The organism is Bifidobacterium sp. ESL0763 (assembly GCF_029433395.1).
Lineage (GTDB): Bacteria > Actinomycetota > Actinomycetes > Actinomycetales > Bifidobacteriaceae > Bifidobacterium.
In genome coordinates, this window is the sequence record NZ_JAQTHW010000002.1 from 197,257 (window position 1) to 218,644 (window position 21,388).

14 protein-coding genes are annotated in these 21,388 nt (G+C 65.7%); 11 read left to right on the top strand and 3 right to left on the bottom strand.

Features of this window, described 5'->3' with window-relative positions:
• Positions 1–198 precede the first annotated feature (198 nt).
• The 8 genes from PT282_RS01650 to PT282_RS01685 all read left to right on the top strand — a co-directional run bounded on the left by PT282_RS01650 (position 199) and on the right by PT282_RS01685 (position 13,770).
• Positions 199–1,833, top strand: coding sequence for a xylulokinase (locus PT282_RS01650; protein ID WP_277167859.1), 1,635 nt, complete (start codon positions 199–201; stop codon positions 1,831–1,833).
• Positions 1,834–2,164: 331 nt separating this feature from the next.
• On the top strand, positions 2,165–3,682 hold the full coding sequence (araA, locus tag PT282_RS01655; protein WP_277167860.1) for an L-arabinose isomerase: 1,518 nt from the start codon (positions 2,165–2,167) through the stop codon (positions 3,680–3,682).
• A gap of 178 nt (positions 3,683–3,860) precedes the next feature.
• Positions 3,861–4,751 (top strand): aldo/keto reductase, encoded by an 891-nt coding sequence (locus tag PT282_RS01660; RefSeq protein ID WP_277167861.1) that lies wholly within the window; start codon positions 3,861–3,863, stop codon positions 4,749–4,751.
• A 137-nt stretch (positions 4,752–4,888) separates the two neighbouring features.
• Positions 4,889–5,884 carry a family 43 glycosylhydrolase gene (locus PT282_RS01665; RefSeq protein ID WP_277167862.1) on the top strand — a complete coding sequence of 332 codons (996 nt, stop codon included), beginning with the start codon at positions 4,889–4,891 and terminating at the stop codon, positions 5,882–5,884.
• 312 nt (positions 5,885–6,196) lie between these two features.
• Positions 6,197–7,492, top strand: coding sequence for an oligosaccharide MFS transporter (locus PT282_RS01670; RefSeq protein ID WP_277167863.1), 1,296 nt, complete (start codon positions 6,197–6,199; stop codon positions 7,490–7,492).
• 323 nt (positions 7,493–7,815) lie between these two features.
• The gene (locus PT282_RS01675) at positions 7,816–8,892 is read left to right on the top strand and encodes a LacI family DNA-binding transcriptional regulator (protein WP_374114128.1); all 1,077 of its coding nucleotides are present in this window, start codon (positions 7,816–7,818) and stop codon (positions 8,890–8,892) included.
• 145 nt (positions 8,893–9,037) lie between these two features.
• Positions 9,038–12,766: an ATP-binding cassette domain-containing protein gene (locus tag PT282_RS01680; protein ID WP_277167865.1), complete on the top strand. Its 3,729-nt coding sequence runs from the start codon at positions 9,038–9,040 to the stop codon at positions 12,764–12,766.
• 296 nt (positions 12,767–13,062) lie between these two features.
• Entirely contained in the window at positions 13,063–13,770 is a 708-nt protein-coding gene (locus tag PT282_RS01685; RefSeq protein ID WP_277167866.1) for an HNH endonuclease family protein, read from the top strand.
• A 248-nt stretch (positions 13,771–14,018) separates the two neighbouring features.
• Here PT282_RS01685 and PT282_RS01690 read toward each other — a convergent pair whose 3' ends face one another.
• A complete protein-coding gene (locus tag PT282_RS01690) occupies positions 14,019–15,821 on the bottom strand; it encodes an MDR family MFS transporter (protein ID WP_277167867.1) in 1,803 nt (600 codons plus the stop codon).
• Between the two features lie 297 nt (positions 15,822–16,118).
• Between PT282_RS01690 and galE the strand changes: the two genes are divergently transcribed.
• The gene (gene galE / locus PT282_RS01695; protein WP_277167868.1) at positions 16,119–17,138 is read left to right on the top strand and encodes a UDP-glucose 4-epimerase GalE; all 1,020 of its coding nucleotides are present in this window, start codon (positions 16,119–16,121) and stop codon (positions 17,136–17,138) included.
• Positions 17,139–17,644: 506 nt separating this feature from the next.
• Here galE and PT282_RS01700 read toward each other — a convergent pair.
• Together PT282_RS01700 and trxA are read right to left on the bottom strand one after the other, a co-directional pair.
• Positions 17,645–18,625: a G5 domain-containing protein gene (locus PT282_RS01700; RefSeq protein ID WP_277167869.1), complete on the bottom strand. Its 981-nt coding sequence runs from the start codon at positions 18,623–18,625 to the stop codon at positions 17,645–17,647.
• Positions 18,626–18,886: 261 nt separating this feature from the next.
• On the bottom strand, positions 18,887–19,231 hold the full coding sequence (trxA, locus tag PT282_RS01705) for a thioredoxin (protein ID WP_277167870.1): 345 nt from the start codon (positions 19,229–19,231) through the stop codon (positions 18,887–18,889).
• Between the two features lie 153 nt (positions 19,232–19,384).
• On the opposite strand from trxA, the gene PT282_RS01710 reads away from it, so the two are divergent.
• Positions 19,385–20,017: a DUF4916 domain-containing protein gene (locus PT282_RS01710; protein WP_277167871.1), complete on the top strand. Its 633-nt coding sequence runs from the start codon at positions 19,385–19,387 to the stop codon at positions 20,015–20,017.
• Positions 20,018–20,155: 138 nt separating this feature from the next.
• A complete protein-coding gene (nudC, locus tag PT282_RS01715) occupies positions 20,156–21,235 on the top strand; it encodes an NAD(+) diphosphatase (protein ID WP_277167872.1) in 1,080 nt (359 codons plus the stop codon).
• The last annotated feature ends 153 nt before the right edge of the window (positions 21,236–21,388 follow it).

Consider the following 21,388-nt stretch of genomic DNA (forward strand, 5'->3'; position numbering starts at 1 on the left):
TTGCCTTTTCGCCTGTCCTCGTTCGTCTTCGTACGCTTCCGATATTTCCCCACCTGCGTCGGTGGAGAAATGGCGGCGAACGTAGTAGTATAGGTGCCTAAGAGTTGTTAGCGTTCACATAAGGCCGATGGTGGCACCGCAGCGATGACGCCATCGGCCGGCGGAACGGTCCGCACGACAGTAAAGGAGCTGATCGATATGGCAATGACGGAAGGCGGCACGGAGCACGTGGGATCCATCGCGGAGAAGATCCGCGCGGGCAAGACCTCACTCGGCATCGAATTCGGTTCGACGCGCATCAAGGCCGTGCTGATCGACGACACCTACTCCACCATCGCCGCCGGCGAGCACGGCTGGGAGAACCACCTCGTCAACGGGCTGTGGACCTACTCGCTCGACGAGGTGTGGTCGGGCCTGCAGGCCGCCTACGCCTCGCTGGCCTACGACGTGGAGAACGCCTACGGCGAGAAGCTCACCAGGATCGGCACGATGGGATTCTCGGCGATGATGCACGGCTACCTCGCATTTGACAAGGATGGCAAGCTGCTCGTCCCGTTCCGCACCTGGCGCAACTCCAACACGCACGCCGCCCACGAGAAGCTCTCCCAGCTCTTCCAGTACAACATCCCGGAGCGCTGGTCCATCGCGCATCTCTACCAGTGCATCCTCAACAAGGAGGACCACGTGCCCTCCGTCGCGTTCTTCACCACCCTGGCCGGCTACGTCCACTGGATGCTCACCGGCAGGAAGGTGCTCGGCATCGACGACGCCTCCGGCATGTTCCCCATCGACCCCGAGACCCACGACTTCAACAAGCACATGCTCGCCCAGTTCTCGGCGCTGCCCGAGGTCGCCGCGCAGCCCTGGAAGATCGAGGACCTGCTGCCCACTCCGCTGGTCGCCGGATCCGACGCGGGCACGCTCACCGAGCAGGGCGCCAAGCTGCTCGACCCCACCGGCACCCTACGCCCGGGCACGCCGCTGGCCCCGCCCGAAGGCGACTCCGGCACCGGTATGGTGGCCACCAACTCCGTGCGCGTGGGCACCGGCAACGTCTCGGCCGGCACCTCCATCTTCGCCTCCGTGGTGCTCGACCATCCCCTCGAGCGCCTGCACCCCGAGGTCGACCTGGTCTCCACGCCGGCGGGCGACCCGTGCGGCATGAGCCACGCCAACAACTTCACCTCCGACCTCAACGCCTGGATCAAGGTCTTCAGCGAGTTCGCCAAGGCCATCGGCACCCCGCTGGACGCCGGCAGCCTCTACGGCACCCTCTTCCGCGCGGCCATCGGCCCCGACGCCGACGCCGACGCGGGAGGCCTGGTCAACTTCTGCTTCTATTCCGGCGAGTTCCTGGCCGGCCTCGAGGAGGGGCGCCCGGTCTTCGCGCGCGGCCCCGAGTCGAAGATGGGCCTCGCCAACTTCATGCGCGCCCAGCTTTTCGGCGCGTTCTCGCCGGTCAAGATCGGCATGGACATCATGACCAAGGACGAGCATGTGCGCGTCGACTCGATGGTCGGCCACGGCGGCATCTTCACCACCCCCAAGGTGGCGCAGAAGATCCTCGCGGCGGCGTTCGACACCCCCATCAAGGTGATGTCGACGGCGGCCGAGGGCGGCGCATGGGGCATGGCGGTGCTCGCCGACTACCTCTGGCACAAGGACACCCCGCTCGACGAGTACCTCGACAAGCGCGTCTTCGCCGGCGCCGAGTCCACCACCGAGACCCCCGACCCCAAGGACGTCGCCGGCTTCGAGGACTTCTTCGCCCGGTTCACCCGCGCCCTGCCGATCGAGAAGGCCGCCATCGAGACCATCGACCTCGAAAGCTGAGCCGGCCCGGTCCGGTGCCATTTCGGTCCGTGTCCAGTCGTCCGGTCCTGTTTCCTCACCGGGTGTTCGTCTGCCAGTGAAGAAACGTGATCTGACGCTCGCCAAGGTGCGGTTTCTCCACTGGGAGGTTGGTTTCGGTGGGGAAACGTGATCTGGCGCTCGCCAAGGTGTGGTTTCTCCACTGGGAGGTTGGTTTCGGTGAAGAAAAGGGACCTGGCGCAGGATGAGGTGCGGTTTCTTCACCGGAAAGGATGGAGCGGATCGGGGTGCGTGACACGGCACATACATATTTGGACATATCGCAGTAACCACAACAACAAAGGAAGTAATCATGGCATTCGAAAACCCATTCGAAGGCAAGACCGTCTGGTTCGGCGTCGGCTCGCAGGACCTCTATGGCGAGGAGGCGCTGCGCCAGGTCGCCGAGCAATCCACCAAGATCGTCGACGCGCTCAACGCCACCGGCAAGATCCCAGTCAAGCTCGTCCTGAAGCCCACGCTGAAGTCCTCCGACGGCGTCAAGGAGTTCATGACCGCCGCCAGCGCCGACCCCAGCTGCATCGGCGTGATCGCCTGGATGCACACGTTCTCGCCGGCCAAGATGTGGATCCGCGGCCTGCAGGTGCTGACCAAGCCGCTGCTGCAGCTCAACACCCAGTTCCACAAGGAGATCCCGTGGGACACCATCGACATGGACTTCATGAACCTGAACCAGTCGGCCCACGGCGACCGTGAGTTCGGCTACATCGTCTCTCGCCTTGGCATCCCGCGCAAGATCGTCGTCGGCCACTACACCGATCCCGAGGTCGCCGAGAAGATCTCGACGTGGGTCCGCGCCTGCGCCGGCTGGAACGAGTCGCGCAACATGCGCGTGATGCGCTGGGGCGACAACATGCGCAACGTGGCCGTCACCGAGGGCGACAAGACCGAGGCCGAGCGCGTCTTCGGCACGCAGGTCAACACCTGGGCCGTCAACGAGCTGGTCGGCTACTACGAGAAGGTGAAGGACGATCAGGTCAAGGCCCTGATCGAGGACTACAAGGCCAAGTACGACGTGGCCCCCGAGCTGCTGGACTCGCGCTATGACGAGCTGAAGATCGCGGCGCGCGAAGAGGCCGCGATGGTCAACATGATGAAGGACAACGGCGCCACCGCCGCGGTCGACAACTTCGAGGACCTCGGCACCCTGCCGCAGCTGCCGGGCGTGGGCGCCCAGCGTCTGCCCAGCGAGTACGGCTATGGTTTCTCCGCCGAGGGCGACTGGAAGACCTCGGTGCTGGTGCGCATCGCCAGCGTCATGGGCTACGGCCTGCCCGGCGGCTCCAGCCTCATGGAGGACTACTCCTACAACTTCGTGCCGGGCCACGAGATGGACATGGGCTCGCACATGCTCGAGGTCTCGCCGTCCGTGGGCACCATCGCCAAGCCGAAGCTCGAGATCCATCCGCTCTCCATCGGCAACAAGGCCGATCCGGTGCGGCTGGTCTTCACCGTCGCCCCGCACAAGGCCGCCACGGTCATCTCCATGGCCGACATGCGCGAGCGTTTCCGCCTGCTCATGGACGTGGTCGATGTGGTCGAGCCCGAAGGCTCCTTGAAGGCCCTGCCGTGCGCCCGTGGCCTCTGGCAGCCCCGCCCGTCGCTCAAGACCGCGGCCGAGTGCTGGCTGCGCGCCGGCGGCTCGCACCACACCTGCATGACCACCTCCGTCGGCCGCGAGGCCTGGGAGGACTTCGCCCGCATGGCCGGCGTCGAGCTGGCCACCATCGACGAGCATACCGAGCCGCGCCAGTTCGAGCGCGACCTCGAGCTCTCCGAGATGTACCACCGCCTCGACAACCGTCGCTGAGACGGTACCCATCGAGTACTCATCGAGTACCCATCGAGTCGACGGGTGGCCCGGCCGATTGGCTGGGGCCGTCTCCCGTTCTCTCGTTTGGCTTTGCCGGCAGAAGGATCGTTCCTCCTGCCGGCGTTTTCATGCCGAGATATCCTAGTCTGGAACGCGTTGATGAAAGGTGAGAGCAATGGGCGATGACAGCATGAACAGGACTGGCGGCGTGGGATCGAATCATGGAGTGCCCGCGATCGCCCTGAACGACGGGACGGCCATCCCGCAGATTGGGCTGGGCGTGCTGCGCATCGGCGATGACGAGGTGTCGGGCGTGGTCGAATCCGCGCTTGAGCTGGGCTACCGTCATATCGACGCCGCCGCCGGCTACGACAACGAGGCCGGGGTGGGCCGTGCGCTCAGGGCCTCCGGCTACGCCAGCGGCGAGCGGCGCAGGAGCCTGTGGGTGACCACCAAGCTGCGCGACTCCCAGCAGGGCTACGACTCCGCGCTGAAGGCCTTCGACGACTCCCTTCGCCTGCTCGGCCTCGATTACGTCGACATGTACATGCTGCACTGGCCCACGCCCTTCGACTGGCGTTCCGGCGAGACGTGGAAGGCGTTCGACAGGCTGCGTGGCGAGGGTCGTGTGCGCTCGCTGGGCGTCTGCAACTTCATGCCCGGCCACCTCGAGCGCCTGCACCGCGAGACGGGGGAGTGGCCCTCGGTCGACCAGATCGAGCTGCACCCCACCTTCCAGCAGCGCAAGGCGGTCGCGTTCTGCCGCGAGCACGGCATCGCCGTCGAGGCTTACTCACCGATGGCCCGCGGCGCCGACCTCGACGCCGGCGACGGCACCATCGAGCGCATCGCCGCCGCCCATGGCGTCTCGGCGGCCCAGGTGATCCTGCGCTGGCATGTCGAGAACGGCACCGTCATCATCCCCAAGTCGGTCCACGCCGGCCGCCAGCGCGAGAACATGGACCTCTTCGGCTTCGCGCTCACCGCCGACGAGCACGACGCGATCGACGCGCTGGACGGGCCGACCCGCGCCGGCCACGATCCGGAGACCTTCACCTACGCCTGACCGGCGGGCGCCCACATTTCGATTTGCACAACGGATGGGTGTATTATATACTCTGTTACTGAGACCGGTTACAGTAATGAATGGGCATTGCTGGTCTCGCTGGCAATAGTCGCTAGCAACGGCGCAGAAAGGAAATCATGGCTGATATACCTAATCCGATAGTGCTCCAACGTGCTGATCCATATGCCATCCGCTTTCAGGGACAATACTATTTCACCGGTTCCTACCCGGCTTACGACCGCATCGTGCTGCGCCGCGCCGAGCACCTGGCCGACCTGCAGAAGGCCGACGAGGTGACTATCTGGAAGAAACATGAAACCGGTCCCATGAGCCATCTCATCTGGGCGCCGGAACTGCACCGCATCAACGGCAAGTGGGAGATCTACTTCGGCGCCGCCCCCAACGACGGCCAGAGCGACGGCACCTTCAACCACCGCGTCTTCTGCCTCGAGAACGCCGACGAGGACCCGATGAGCGACCACTGGTTGGAGCGCGGCAAGGTCGACACCGGCATGGACACCTTCTCCCTGGACGCCACCACCTTCATGCACGACGGCGAGCAGTACCTGGTCTGGGGCCAGCAGGACCTCGACATCCCCGGCAACTCCAACCTCTACATCGCCCGCATGGCCAACCCGTGGACGCTCGCCACCAAGCCCGTGATGCTGGTGAAGCCCGAATACGACTGGGAATGCGTGCGCTTCAAGGTCTGCGAGGGCCCGGCGGTCATCGAGCACGGCGGCAAGGTCTACATCACCTATTCCGCCTCGGGCACCGGCCCGGAGTACGCGATGGGCATGCTCACCGCCAGTGCCGACGCCGACCTGTTGGACGCCAAATCCTGGAAGAAGTCGGCCAGGCCCGTTTTCGCCACCAACGAGGCCGCGCACATGTACGGTCCGGGCCACAACTCCTTCACCAAGGCCGAGGACGGCGTCACCGACGTGATGATCTACCACGTACGCGACTACACCGAGATCAAGGGCGACCCGCTCTACGACCCGAACCGCCAGGCCTGCGCCAAGGAAATCGGTTGGAACGCCGACGGCCCGGTGTTCGGCCGGCCCGAGGCCATGACCCGCTGGACGCCGCAGACCACCGAGGTCCTGCCGCCCGACGGCTCGCATAGCTGAGCTCCCGAGTCCCTGAGTCTCCGGAACCCCGATTTCCGGGTTCCCGATTCCCCCATTTTCGAACGGCGTGGCCCAAGCCTCCAGGCAGGCGAACGGCGCGGCCTTCGGAATGTCCAGATTTTTCCTTCCCTTCCAGCGCGTCGCGCCGCGGATCCGCAACGAAAGCGGGCCACGGGGCGCCACGAGGGGCCGGATCGAAGGTGATGAAAGGTGAGGCGGCCGGCAGTCGGCGCCGCCGAACCGACGCGAAGAGGCGGGATCCCGCGCGCGCAACGCGGGGCCTTGAAACGAAACCAACAAAGAAGTGAGATCATGAAATTACTGAAATCGTTGAAACGACCGGTGTTCTGGAACTTCGGCCTGCTGAATTTCTTCTACTTTGCCGTCTGGCAGTTCTCCGGCACCTTCCTGCCGATGTGGCTCAAGAGCATCGACGTGACGCCGACCTACATCGGCCTCCTGAACACCGTGGCCGCGCTCGCCGCCCTGGTACTGCAGCCCGTCTTCGGCCCCCTGCAGGACAAGCTGGGCCTGAAGAAGAACCTGTTCTTCTTCGTGGTCATCTGCATCCTTTTCGCCGGTCCGCTCTTCAACTGGGTGTTCCTGCCCATCCTCAAGTTCAATGAGCTGCTGGGCGCCCTGCTCGCCGGCATCTACCTGAGCCTGTGCCTCAACGGCGGCTCCGGCGTGGTCGAGGCCTACAACGAGCGTTCCTCGCGCGCCAACGGCTTCGAGTACGGCCACGCGCGTCTCTTCGGCTCGCTGGCCGGCGCCTGCGCCTCCTTCGTCGGCGGCTTCATGTGGTCCGCCAACAAGAACTCCATCTTCTGGGGCATGACCTTCTGCGGCGCGGTGCTGATCGTGCTGCTGCTGCTCGTGCGCGTGCCCAAGGACGCCCTCGAGGTGGCCGAAGGCATCGACGTCTCCAAGGACGACGCGAAGAGCAAGGAGGCCGAGCTGAAGGTCACCAAGGAGGACTTCGCCCGCAACACCTGGCGCAACCGCAGCTTCTGGGGCTTCGTGCTGCTGATCATCGGCTCCGCCACCATGTACGACGTCTTCGACCAGCAGTTCGCCAACTACTTCTCCGAAATGTTCGTGAAGCATGGCATGGGCACCCTGGCCCAGGGCAACTCGCTGTTCGCCAAGGTCGTCTCCGTGCAGATCCTGCTCGAGGCCTGCTTCATGCTCGTCATGCCCGCCCTGATCGACAAGATCGGCGCCAAGACCGGCCTGGTCATCTACGGCGGCATCCTCTTCGTGCGCGTGCTCGGCTGCGCGTTCATCACCAACGTGCCGATGCTGATCTTCTGGCGCCTGCTCGCCTCGCTCGAGATGCCGTTCATGCTCATCTCCGTGATGAAGTACATCACCCGCGTCTTCGACAAGAAGGTCTCCGCCACCGTCTACATGTACGGCTTCGGCACCGCCAAGCAGATCGGCGTCTCCATCTTCTCGCTGGTGATGGGCGCCGTGATCACGGCCCTGCAGTTCCAGAAGGCCTATATGGTCCTCGCCGCCGCGATCTTCGTGCTCGTGGCCATCGGCTCCTCGCTGATGCGCTCCGACGTCAAGGCCGTGCGCGCCAAGGATTCCGCCGAGGCCTGATCGCCCCGACTCCTAGCGGTTTTTCTCTGACACAGGGCCCCACGGTTGCGAATCCGTGGGGCCCTGTCGTTTGTTGATGTGGGGTACGGGGGATTGCAGTCCTGTGGTCTCTGTGGTCCCGTGCAAAGCGCCGGGTTGGTAGAGGATTGGGACGCCGCCGGCCGGTGGGCCCTCGGCGCTGTTATATTGAAAATAGACAATAGATTGAATCGGTGCTCCATATATACGGTATATGCGTATACGCACGGTATATGCGCGGCACCGGTTGACTTATGCGTTGACGCGCGTTGCCGGCGCGCGGGGCATACGCGGGCCCGCGGCAGATGAGGAGGCTGGCCATGGACGGCAAGAAGATGACGATCCGCGACATCGCCAGTCGCTCCGGCGTCTCGCGCGCCACCGTCTCCCGGTACCTAAACGGCGGGCACTGGGTGAGCGACGAGGCCGCCGCCAAGATCCGCAAGGTGATCGAGAAGACCGGCTACGTGGCCAACAAGAACGCCCGCTCCCTGGCCACCGGCCACTCCGATTCCGTGGCCTTCCTGCTGGGCGAGCCCCAGGAGCTGCTCTTCGACGACCCCAATTTCTCCACCCTGCTGCGCTCCATCGCCGACGAGCTGGGGCGCAAGGGCATGTCGCTGATCATGATGACCACCGACAACGACGACGAGAACGAGCGCAACCTCAAGTTCCTGCGCGGCGGCCCGGTCGACGGCGTGCTGCTGGTGGCGTGGCACCGCGGCGTGCACCCCGGGCTTTTGCAGTCGCTGCGCGAGATGCGCATGCCCGTGGTGGTGGCAGAATACCCGCCCATCGACGCCGAGGCCACCAGCTACGTGCACGTCGACGACTACCAGGGCGCGGCCCAGGCCACGCGCTATCTCGTCGAACGCGGGGCGCGGCACATCGCCATGCTCACCGGCCCCGAGGGGCCTTCGGGCACGCAGGCCAGGATCCGCGGGTTCGAGGACATGCTGGAGAAACTGGGATGGGAGCCGGTCGCCATCGAACATGGCACCTACAACAAGGCCAGCGGCTACCAGGCCACGCTGCGCCTGCTGGAACGCGGGGGGAGTGGCGGTCAGACCGTCCAGGCCAGCTCCGATGGCAAGGCAGGGGCACCCATCGACGGGCTGTTCGCCGCCTCCGACCTCATGGCCGCCGGCGCCCTGCAGGCCTTGAGGCAGCAGGGGCTGCGCGTGCCCGGCGACGTGCAGGTGGTCGGCTTCGACGACCAGGCCATCGCCAGGATCTGCGAGCCTGCGCTTACCACGATCCGCCAGCCGTTCGACGGCATCGGCAAGCACATGGTCGACCAGCTCATCGACCTGATGGGCGGCGGCGCCCCCTCGGGCGTTACCCTGCCGCTCGAGCTCGTGGTGCGTGACTCGACGCGATAGGTTTCATCGGCGCTTGCGGCCGCTTGTTTTTGGCGCGTCCGTGGGAGTTTCGTGCGCGCGTTTTGGGTGTCGTGGCACGTACAGTATTCTTTGAATGCATCGTAGGAATGGGACGGGCCCGGGGCTCGCTGTGAAAGGTTCGCATATGTTCGATAAACGGCTGTTTTCGTTGGTGCAGCGCGTCGGAATCCTGGTGGGGGCCAAGGTCCTGTGCCTCTGGATCTCGCTGCTGGCCGACGTCGGCTTCGCGTTCATGGCCGTCGGCCTTCTGGGCAAGCTCTTCCCCGTCATCACCTCGAACCACAAACAACTGGTCAAGCTGCTGCGTGACTTCCAGGCGTTCCCCGACGACTACTCGGCCTTCGTCTTCGCCTTTCTCGTCATCATCATCGTGAAATATCTCGCCAACCGCGCCGCGCACTTCTTCGGCTCGCAGGCCAGCGAGCGGGTCAAGCTCATGCTGCGCGAACAGCTCTACGGCAAGATGCTCGACCTCGGCCCCTTCTACGCGCGCCACGTGCGCACTGCCGACGTGGTGCAGTCGATGAGCGAGGGCATCGACCAACTGCGCGACTTCTTCGAGAAGTTCCTGCCGCAGCTCATCTTCTCCGTGGTGGCCACCCTCACGCTTTTCGTGGTGCTGCTACCCATCAACACCTACGCCTCCCTGGTGCTGCTGGCCTGCGTGCCGCTGCTCATCGGGGTGGTGGCCCTGGCCGCCTTCGACGCCAGGAAGGTCCTTCCGCGCTACTGGGGCGCCTACACCGACATGGGCGGCATGTTCCTCGACAGCATCCAGGGACTGGAGACCCTCAAGAACTTCGATGCCGACGGGCTCGCCTCCAAGGACATGAAGGAGAAGTCCGAAAGCCTGCGAAAGGTGACGATGCGGCTGCTGGGCGTGCAGCTGCGCTCGCTCTCCACCGTCGACCTGGTGGCCTATGTGGGCGCCGCGGCCGGCATCGCCGTGGCGGTCTGGCAGGTCTTCGCGGGCGGTCTGGGGCTGCCGGCGGCGCTGATCATCGTGCTGCTCTCGATCAGCTTCTTCACCCCGCTGCGCAAGCTCGGCTCCTACTTCACCATCGCCCTGAGCGGCCTGACCGCCACCAAGCGCCTCTTCGCCATCCTCGACACCCCCGTCGCCGACGACGGGCAGATGACCCTGCCGCGTGACGCCTACGACTTCTCCATCACCTTCAACAACGTCGGTTACACCTACGCGCCCTTCGACCGAGACGGCGACGGCGCGCAGGGCATCGAGGTCAGGCACGGCGACGCCAAGGGCGAGGACGGGGACGCCACGAAGGCGGTGCGTGCGCTTGACGGCGCGAGCTTCTCGGCGTCCGCCGGCCGGCTGACCGCCATCGTGGGCACCAGCGGCTCCGGCAAGTCGACCGCGGCCTCGCTGATCGCCGGCACCAACCGGGTCTACGACGGCTCGCTGCGCCTGGGCTACCACATCTTCGACGGCGTGGGCAGCTGCGAGGTGCGCAGCCTGAGGACCAGGTCGCTGGCCAACACGGTCACCCTGGTCTCCTCCCAGAGCCACCTGTTTGCCGGCACGCTGCGCGAGAACCTGCTGATGGCCAAGCCCACCGCCACCGCCAACGAGATGTGGCTCGCCCTCGACAGCGCCAGCATCGACGACTTCGTCTACTCGCAGCCCGGCGGGCTGGACATGCGCATCGAGCAGGACGCCTCCAACCTCTCCAGCGGCCAGCGCCAGCGCCTCGCCATCGCCCGCGCCCTGCTGCGCGACAGCCCCGTCTATGTCTTCGACGAGGCCACCAGCAGCGTCGACGCCGAAAGCGAACGGCTCATCGAGACCACCATCCGCAGCCTGGCCAGCACCCACACCGTCATCATGGTCACCCACCATCTCGCCGAGGCCGCGAAGGCCGACGACATCGTCGTCTTCAAGGACGGCGAGGTCTGCGAGGAGGGTACGCACGCCGAGCTGATGGGCGCCGGTGGCCTCTACGCCGAGATGTACCGCGACCAGGAACTCATGGAGCGCATCACCCATCGCGACGGCTGGAGCCTGCACTATGGCAGGCAGGACGCGGACGGCAAGGCCGGGAAGACCGACGCCGACGAGACCGACGCTTCCGCCGCCGCCAACCGGGAGGCGCAGCCCGGCCAGGCCGAGGCCGCCAAGCCCATGGGTACCCTGCGCGTGGTGGGGCGCCTGCTGCGCGAGGTCGGCCCGCTGGTGCACTGGATGGTCGCCGCCTGCCTGCTCGGCTCCGTCTCACAGCTGGCCGGCACCTTCCTGCCGGTCTTCGGGGTCATGGCCTTCGCCGCCGGCTTCGGCCATCCCATCTGGGGCTTCGACCTGCGGGTCTCGCTCATCGCCATGGCCGTGTGCGCCCTGCTGCGCGCCCTCATGCGCTTCAGCGAGCAGTTCATGACCCGCGGCGCCTCGATCCGCCTGCTCTCGCTCTTCCGTTCGAAGACCTTTGACGCGTTGCGCCGGCTGGCTCCCGGCAAGCTCCTGGTGCGTGGCAAGGGTGACTTGGTCGCTTTGCTCACCGAGGACGTGGAGCAGCTGGAGGTCTTCTTCGCCGACACCATCGCCCCGGTCGTCGTCGCGCTGCTCACCTCGGTGTGCTACGCGACGACGCTGTGGAGCCTGGACCCCGAGTTCGCCGTCCTGCTCATCGTCTCGCACCTGCTGATGGGCGTGGTGCTTCCCGAGCTCTTCGCCGCCTCCGTGGGCGGCATCGGCGCGCGCATCCGCGACGAGTCCGCCGCCCTCGATGACCGCATGCTCGACGACCTGCGCGGCCTCGACGAGATCATCCGCTTCGGCCGTGGCTCGCGCCGCCTGAAGGGCATCGTCTCCGGCAGCAAGGAGCTGTGGCTGCTGCAGAACCGGCTCACCCGCAAGGACGGCGTCTTCTCCGGCCTGGCCGACGTGCTCATCGTCTTCTCCCTGATTGCCGCCTCGTTCGTGGCCCTCGACGTCTGCCAGCGCACCCCGTCCATGGCGCTGAACTGCCTGGTGGCGGTCGTGCTGGTGGCCAGTTCGTTCGGCCCCACCCTGGCGCTCAACGCCCTGCCACCGAACCTGACGCGCAGTTTCGGCGCGGCGCGGCGCATCTTCGCCATCCTCGACGAGGCCCCCGCCGTCGCCGAGAACGGCACCATCAAGCCGGCCTATGACGGCATGGCGCTCAAGGGCATCACCTTCACCTACCACCAGAGCCGTCCCTCCGCCGAAGGCCTCGGCGCCGGCACGGCCTACGACGGCCTCGTGGTTGGCCGGGAGCCGCTGGCCAGGCCCGTCTTCAGGGACCTCAGCCTGGCCATCCCGCGTTCGGGCATCCTCGGGCTGCAGGGTCCCTCGGGACGCGGCAAGTCCACGGTGCTCAAGCTGCTCATGCGCTACTGGGACCCCCAGGGCGGCGTGGTCGACTTCTCCGGGCACCCCCTGCCCACGCTCGAGGCGCACCACCGGCGCCACATGCAGGCCATGATGGGCCAGGAGACCTACCTGTTCAACGGCAGCATCCGCGACAACCTGCTGATCGCCAAGCCCTCGGCGAGCGACGACGAGCTGCTCGAGGCCTGCGAGAGGGCCTCCCTGCGCCAGTTCGTCGACTCCTTGCCCGACGGCCTCGACACCTGCGTGCAGGAGCTGGGCGCCCGGCTTTCGGAAGGCGAGCGGCAGCGCGTCGGACTGGCGAGGATCTTCCTGACCGACGCCTCGCTGATCCTCTTCGACGAGCCCACCAGCCGCGTGGACGCGCTGAGCGAGGCCGTGATCCTCAGCTCGATCAACGAGCTGGCCAGCACGCGCGACGTCGCCATCGTCCTGGTCTCCCACCGCGAGTCGACCATGCGCATCGCCGACAAGGTGGTCACCGTCTAACGATTGTGCGCGCCGGCGGCGTGCCGGTGTGCCGTGCGGTGACGGACTCCGATTCGCCGCGTCCACAAGAACGATCCAGAAGGACGTCCACAAGGCCTTGCCTTGACGGGCGTCCTTTCGTATACCTGCTGGTAGGTCGGTGTTTCGTGAGCGGTCGGGAGGTGCGTATGGTCTTGCCTGAGTGGAGTGGTTGCGGTGCCGTCGGCGTGAGGTCACGCATGTGGTGCGCGCGGGGGAGCGGGCATCGGCATCGGTCCGCCGCGCATTTCTCGCCCAGGCGTTTCCGGCGTGACGGCATGGCGGTGAGGCTGGTGGTGCTGCTGCTCTGCGCCGCGCTGGCGGGAGTGCTCTGCGGGCTGGCGCTGCCGCGTATCAGCCCGCCGTTGGCACGCATTACCGGCCAGTATGTCGCCACCGGTCCCGTCGCCCAGGCACTGGCCGCCCTGCCGGTGGACGACCGTCCCAGCAAGCGCGGCTACGACCGGGATTCCTTCGGCTACAACACCACCGACGACGACGGCAACGGCTGCACCATCCGCGACGACGTGCTCGCCCGCGACATGAAGGCGGTGCGGTTGGGCGCGAACCGCCAGTCTGGCGGGGCGGTATGCCAGGTGCGCAGCGGCGAGCTCAAAGATCCTTATACCGGCGAGACCATACGCTTCGTGCGAGGGCCGAGGACGAGTTCGGCGGTGCAGATCGACCATGTGGTGGCGCTCGAGAACGCCTGGCAGTCAGGTGCGAGCCAGTGGAGCGTGGACCAACGGCGGCGCTTCGGCAACGACCGGCTCAACCTGCTCGCCGTCGACGGGCCGGCCAACCAGGAGAAGGGCGCCGCCTCCGCCGCCTACTGGCTTCCCGGCAACCGCGGCTACCAATGCCCCTACGTCGCCCGGCAGGTCGAGGTGAAGAGCGAGTACCGGCTGAGCGTCACCACCCAGGAGCGCGACGCCATCGCCAAGGTCCTGCGCACCTGCCCCACCCAGCGGCTGCCGGATCGGTGAGCCGGACGGGACAGCGAGGTCGGCAGACAGGCAGGTGAGTCGGACGGGCGGATGGATTTGTCGGACCGTTGACCGTTCAGGCGCTGGGTTCCTCTCCTGCGGGACGGTTCACTGCGTCAGGCGTGATGTTGTCGGGGAACAATGCCCGGCCGATGCGTGAAACGGTTGCCTTTGCATGCGCATATACACGAACGCCTGCCGCATCCCGGTATAGGAAGACGACAGGCGCTGGCTGGCGTTTCAGGCGATCACTGGTGCACGTGGATATGCGGCACGCGCACATGGCGCAGCGTGCGGTTGGCGAGGTCGCGGGCCGAGCCGGCGCCCTGCCCCTTGACGCCGAAGAACACGATCAGCACCATCCCGAGCGCGATCACCGAGCTGATAATCAGCGACATCCTGATGCCGAAGATGTTCGAGAGGATCGCGGCCTGGTGGCCCGGGCCCATCGAGGCCTGGCGCAGCTTGGTGAACTCCTCCATGAGGATGACCAGCACCGGCGCGCCGATGGCTCCCGAGATCTGGCGGACGGTGTTGGTCACCGCCGACCCGGCCGACATGGAGCGCACCTGCAGGCAGTTGAGCGACCAGGTGGTCACCGGCATCAGCACGAAGCCCATGCCGATCTGGCGGATGAACTGGCAGATCGAGACCCACCAGATCGGAATGGTGGGGCCGATGAAGCTCATCATGATGGTGCCGCCCATGAGGATGGTCGTGCCGGCCAGCGCCACCGGGCGCGCGCCGTACTTGTCGAGGAAGCGGCCGCCGAAGAACTGCGCGATGCACTGGCCGATGGCGCCGGGCAGCATCACCAGTCCGGAGATCGTGGCCGAGTAGCCGCGGTCGTTCTGGATGAAGAGCGGGATGATGACGGTGATGGAGCTGAAGGCGAAGAAGCTCATAGCGGCGGTGATCGTGCCCATCATGAAGCTGTGGTTCTTGAGCACCGTCAGGTCGAGCAGCGGCGGCTGGATCTTCTTGATCCGGTCGATGGTCGCGCGGCTCCTGGCGCTGGCGAAATGGCTCTTGAGCTTGTCCGCGTTGTCGGGGTTGTCGGCGACGCGCTTGACCATCGCGTGCACGCCCTCCACGGTCGTCGGGTGCGCGGGTGTGCCGGTGGCGCCGCTGGCCGGGGCGGTGGTGGTTTTGCTCTCCTTGAGCGCCTGCAGCTCGCTGCCTTCAAGCTCGCCGATGGCGTCGTCGATCTGTTTGCGGTAGCGCTTGGCGCCCTTGAGCTGGCGGGTGACGAACCAGACGATGCCGACCAGGCCCACGGCCATGGGCAGCCAGACCAGCGGGTTGGTGAACGCATAGGTCTCGATGTTGGTGAAGCCGAAGAGCAGGCCGCCGAAACCGATGACCGAAAGGCACACCGAGAAGAAGTCGGCCTTGGCGTCGTGGTCGTTCTCGCCGAAGTTGTGCAGGCCGAAGATGGCGAGCACCAGGGCGATGCCGCCCACGATGGTCAGCGAGACGAAGATGGAGCGCCAGCCGCTGGCGTCGGTCTGCCAGCCGCCGAAGGTCGGGCCGATGGCGGGGGCCACGCTCATGGCCACGCCCACGGTGCCCATCGCCACGCCGCGCTTGGCCATGGGGTAGACGGTGAAGACGATGATCTGCAGCACCGGCCACATCACGCCGGAGCCGATGGCCTCGAGCGTGCGGCCGGCCAGCACCACGACGAACGAGGGGCCGAACCAGGCCAGCACCGAGCCGAGCGTGAAGACGACCATCGAGGTGATCACGATCTGACGGGTGGAGAAGCGCCTGGTGAGGTAGGCGGTGAGCGGCACCATCACGCCCTGCACCAGCTGGATGACGGAGGTCAGCCACTGGCCGGTGGTCACGTTGATGCGGAACTCGGAGACGATGGTCGGCAGCGCGGCGCTCAGCTGCAGCTGGGTGAAGTTGCCGACGAAGGTGATGAAGGTGAGTATGGCGATGGAAATGAATGCGGCGTGCGTCAGATGTCCGTCGATGTATGACTCCTCTTTGGTCAGTACTTTCGACAGGCCCCGTCTCGTCTTGGAATTGCCTTGCTGTTGCACGACTTGGAATCGCTTCTTTCTTATTTCGGTTTTATAGGTGTTTTCTCAGTTCACTCAACGGATTGAGGGGCACCGGAGGGAACGATTCCGCCCGTCTCGCGCACCCCATTCAATGTGTTCACATTACACCATCGGCCCGATAGCACAAGGAGTGCCGCGGCATCGTGTCCTTCCGCCCCGCGGCGTGGGCCAGACGTGGCGGCCTGGTGTCGGTGCCATGCCACGGCGGCGGCGCGCCCCGGAGGTGTTGTACTGTTATGTTCTGTTGGATTGCGTTCATCGCGATAAGGAGCAATTATGACAACGGTTTTGGTAACCGGAGGTGCCGGCTACATCGGCACGCACACCGACGTGGAGCTGCTGAACAAGGGCTACGACGTCATCAGCGTCGACAACTACGGCAATTCCTCGCCCGAGGCCCTGGAGCGTGTCAAGGCGATCACCGGCCGCGAGGTCAAGCGCTACGACGGTGACGTGCGCGACGAGGCGCTGATGAACCGCATCTTCGAGGAGAACAGCGTCGACTGGGTCATCCACTACGCCGGGCTCAAGGCGGTGGGCGAGTCCGTAGCCAAGCCGATCGAGTACTACGACAACAACCTCACCGGCACCATGGTGCTGCTGCGTGCGATGCGCGACCACGACGTCAAGAAGATCATCTTCTCCTCGTCGGCCACCGTCTACGGCGCGGCCGAGCACCTGCCGCTCACCGAGGAGAGCCCCATCGGCGGCACCACCAACCCCTACGGCACCTCCAAGCTCTTCCAGGAGCAGATCCTGCGCGACGTCTACGTCTCCGACGACACCTGGACCATCGTGCTGCTGCGCTACTTCAACCCGGTCGGCGCCCATGCCTCAGGCCTTTTGGGCGAGGACCCGAAGGGCATCCCCGCCAACCTCACCCCCTACATCGCCAAGGTGGCGCTGGGCGAGCTCGAGCAGGTGCAGGTCTTCGGCGACGACTACCCGACCCCCGACGGCACCGGCGTGCGCGACTACATCCACGTCGTCGACCTGGCGAAGGGCCACGTCGCCGTGATCGAGAAGATCGGCAAGACCGGCGTCTACACCTACAACCTCGGCACCGGCCACGGCTACTCCGTCCTCGAGGTCATCAAGGCCTACGAGAAGGCCGCCGGCCACACGATCCCCTACGTCATCAAGCCCCGCCGCCCCGGCGACATCGCCGCCTGCTACGCCGACTCTTCCAAGGCCGAGCGCGAGCTGGGCTGGAAGGCCGAGCTGGGCATCGACGAGATGGCCGCCTCGTCGCTCAACTGGCAGACCAAGAACCCGAAGGGCTTCCGCAAGGACTGACGCCTTCGGTGCGCGTGCAAGCGCAACTAAGATGCAAAGAGGTCGTCGCACATCGGTGCGTCGGCCTCTTTTGGTCGGTGCCACACAGTGGTGTGGCCGTGTGGTGATTGTGGACTGAGTTGCCATTGGCTCAATCAACCGTGGCCGTGATGGGACAGCTCAAGCTGCGGGCGGTCATTGTTGAGTAATGCTGTTGGAATAGTGACAGTTGTGGCTTCGTATGGGCATTATCCCAACACTGCCGTTGGATTAATGACTGTTTGGCGCGTGTATTGTCACTGGTTTTGCGAGTGTGTTGGAATAGTGACAGTTGGGGGTTCCTATCGGCACCGTTTCAACAACGTTGTTGGATTATTGACAGTTATGGGATGAGATGCCGTCAGTCCAACAACGGTTCGGCGGTGCCCGCGTTTCCGGCGCGTGAAACAGGCCAAGCGCACAAACGAAGAGGCCGCCGCGCTCTTGTGAACGCGACGGCCTCTTCAAACGCCTATGACGTTGGTGACTCAGTAGTTGCTGTGGGCCACCCAGTACTGGTAGGCACCCTGCACCGAGCCGTAGCGGCCGTTGCAGTAGCCCCAGAACCACTTGAGCTGCGTCTGGTAGTTGGTGGCCCAGTCCGCGCCGGCGCTCGCCATCTTGCTGCCGGGCAGCGCCTGGGGCAGGCCGTAGGCGCCGGAGGGGTTCTGCGCGTCGACACGCCAGCCGGACTCGTGGGTGATGATGAAGACCGTGGCGCTGAAGTCGGCCTCGGTGCCGCCGTTGGCGAGCAGGTAGTCGTGCGCCCACTGCTGCATCTCGCCGACCGGCACCGTGGTGCCGATGGAGGAGCTCGAGCCGCCCGCGCCGGTGCCCACCAGCACGACTTTGTCGACCGGGGCCTTCTTGACGAAGGAGGTGAAGACGTTGGAGGAGATGACCTTGCCGCCGGCGCGGGTGACAAGGCTCGTGGTCTCCATCACGCCGTCCTGGCCTTCGGTCTCGGTCTTCTCCTGGCCCTTGGGCAGCGAGGAGGTTTCCTTCCGGACGGTGTTGAAGCCGATGGCCTCGTTGGAGGTCTTCAGGTCGCTGCCGGCGCGCTCGATGGAGATCGTGGTGGACTCGGTGACCTTGCTGGTCAGCTTCGGCTTGATGACGTCGCCGGGCTCCAGGGTGATGTCGCCTTGGTCGAGCACGGACTTGACGTTGGTGAAGTGCGAGCCGATGACCGCGCGCGCCTTGCCGTTGATCTTGACGGTGACGTAGGAGTTGCCGGCGTTGCCGCCGCGCAGATCGGCACGGTCGGCTCCACGCGAGACACCGAGGGCGTTGGTGTCCGTCGCCGAATACGCGGTGATGTGGTTGGCCGTGTAGGTCTCGTAGGCGTTGTAGGAGACGATGCCGCCGCCGAGCAGGCAGGCTGCCGCAGCCACCGAAGCCGTGATCTTCAGCCACTGGCGCTTGCTCAGTGACCGTAACGTCTTGGTCTGTTTGCGGTGGTTAGCCATTGCTCTCCTTGTTCATAGCGGTGCGGGTCGTGGCCCATGCCCCAAATTCGGCGCGACCCACCTGATCGATGTTCAGTTATCGGCGCGGCGGTGGCGCCTGCCTTGATTCGCCCATGACGATATGGGCCTTCTCGTACACACGTGCCGTTTCGGCATAACGGGAAAAATTCTATCGCCCAGGTCTGACAGTCAATCCTTTGATGGGGGAATGCCGCCGGATCCGGGCGATTCTTCGCGGGTCGGCCCGTGGCGCCGAGGCGCTCAGGCCTTCGCGTCGGCCTTGACGTCCAGCGCCCTGGCTTTCTCGATGAGCTGGTCGAGGTCGGAGGCGCGCAGCGCGCCGGCCTGCTTGAAGATGATCTGGCCGTTCTTGGTGATCAGCAGGGTGGGCACGGCCTGGATCTCGGCGGCGGTGGCCAGCTCCTGGTTCTGGTCGATGTCGACCTTGCCGAAGACGATGTCGGCGTTGGCCTCGCTGGCCTTCTCGAACACGGGGCCGAAGGCCTTGCACGGGCCGCACCAGGTGGCCCAGAAGTCGACGAACACCAGCTCGTTGCCGGTGATGGTCTCCTCAAAGTTCTTTGCCGTCAGGGTCTGTGTTGCCATGGAAGGCTCCTTCCTCCGTGCTCCGCTCCGCGCTTGACGCCCGGATGAAAACGTACCCCCAGTGTCTCAGGCATCCCCAACAACGCTAAGCTTGAGGACGAAACGGCGCGTTTTGTCTGTCGTGAGTCTTGAGATGAACGGATAATGGGAATCATGCCAGTCATGAATGATGAGGTCCCAGACGAGGGCGATTTCGACGCGGGGCGTCGCCGTGGCGAGTTCGATTCGATCACGCCCGAGGATTTCGTGCGCGGTTCGGGCAACGGCAACCCTCCCGGTTGGCTTTCGGCCCGCGAGATCGACGAGGTGCGTTCGAAGATGCCCATCCTCTACGTCGAGGTGGTGCCGGTGCGCTGCGACGACCTCGGGCGCATCAGCGAGGTGGGTTCCCTGCTGCGCGTGCGCGACAACGGCTCGCCCGAGCGCACGCTGATCACCGGCCGCGTGCTCTTCCACGAGACCATCCGCGAGGCCATCGCGCGCAACATCGGCAAGGACCTGGGCGAATTGGCGCTGCCGAACCTGCCCCAGAGCCTGCAGCCCTTCACCATCGCCGAGTTCTTCCCGACCCCGGGCATCTCGGAGTTCTACGACCCGCGCCAGCACGCCATCGCGCTGTGCTACGTGGTGCGCATCTCGGGCGACTGCAAGCCGCTCGACGCCTCGCTGGACCTCGAATGGTGCCCCGTGGGTGACAAGAGGGTCGAGACGTTCATCGACCAGATGTCGGGAGGCCACGGCCAGATCGTGCGCCGCGCGCTGGCGTGGGGCGGCGTCTGCCGCTAGCCGCGCGCGCTTTCTTCGTCTTCCGTGACGTCGCGGGGTCGGTGACGCCGGCGCCGTCGTTCACGGAAGCATTGGATATCATGGCCTATGTATCCACCCATACCCATCCTGCTGCATACGTTTCGGAGGCACAAAAGAATGAACGCGTCGTTCTCGCCATTGGCGCTGACCCAGGCCCTGCCGTTCCTGCCCATGGCGCGGGGCGACCTCGACTACCGCACCGAGCGCCGTGGCGAGCCGGGGCTCATCGGCGAGGTGCTCGCCGACCCCGCCGCCACCGTGATGCTCGTCCGTGATGGCGAGCTGGCCGTGCCGCGCGGACAGGGCAAGCGCGTGGATTTCGAGAACGTAGATATGCGACTCGCGTCGCTGCCGGGCCAGTATGTGGCCAAGGCGCTGAGCGATTCCACGGTGAACGGCGCTGCGTCGGATGAAGACATGTCAGATGTCGACACCGCGCGGCCGGTGGCGATGTACCTGGGCGAGACCAAGGGGCCCGACGCCCGCGGCGTGGTGGCGCTGGACATCTCGGGAATCGGCGACGAGGCCACCGATTCCTCCTCATCCACCCTGTTCGCCCGTGCCTTGCAGCGCTTCGACTGGGTGTCGCTTAACGGTTTCGCCACGCACGGCTCGGCCCGCGAGGTCGGCTGGGCCGTCACGGCCGTGGCGCTCGCCGCCTGGCATCGCAACCAGCGCCATTGCCCGCTCTGCGGCGCGCCGGTGCGGTCGGCGATGGCCGGATGGGCCCAGCGTTGCTCCAATACGGACTGCGCCCACGCCCGCAGGCCGCTGTTCCCGCGCATCGAGCCGGCGGTCATCGTCTCCATCGTCGACGGCAGCGACCGCCTGCTGCTCCAGCACAACCGCGCCTGGAAGGCCTCCACGCATTATTCGGTGTGCGCCGGATTCGTCGAGGCGGGGGAGGGCCTCGAACACGCCTGCCGCCGCGAGGCCAGGGAGGAGGTCGGCGTCGAGCTGGGCGAGGTCAAGTACCTGGGCTCGCAGCCGTGGCCCTTCCCGGCCTCGCTGATGGTCGCCTTCAAGGCCCAGGCGCTCGGCACCAAGGTCGACGTCGACGGCGAGGAGACCACCGAGGCGCGCTTCTTCACGCGCGAGCAGTTCGGCCAGGCGCTCGCCTCCGGCGAGATCGTCGCCCCGTCGCGCGACACGATCGCCCGCTACATGATGGAGGAATGGTACGGGCGGAAGCTCTGAGCCGTCCTCCGGCGGACCGGCGCAAGCGGCTCGTCCGATGCCCGGAATCCCGCGGAATCGTGGCCAATATATCCGATGTGAATAATCTCATATCATTCGTGCTTCACCGGTCATATCGTGGAGATATCCTGAATGTCTGAAAAGGTGAGAAAG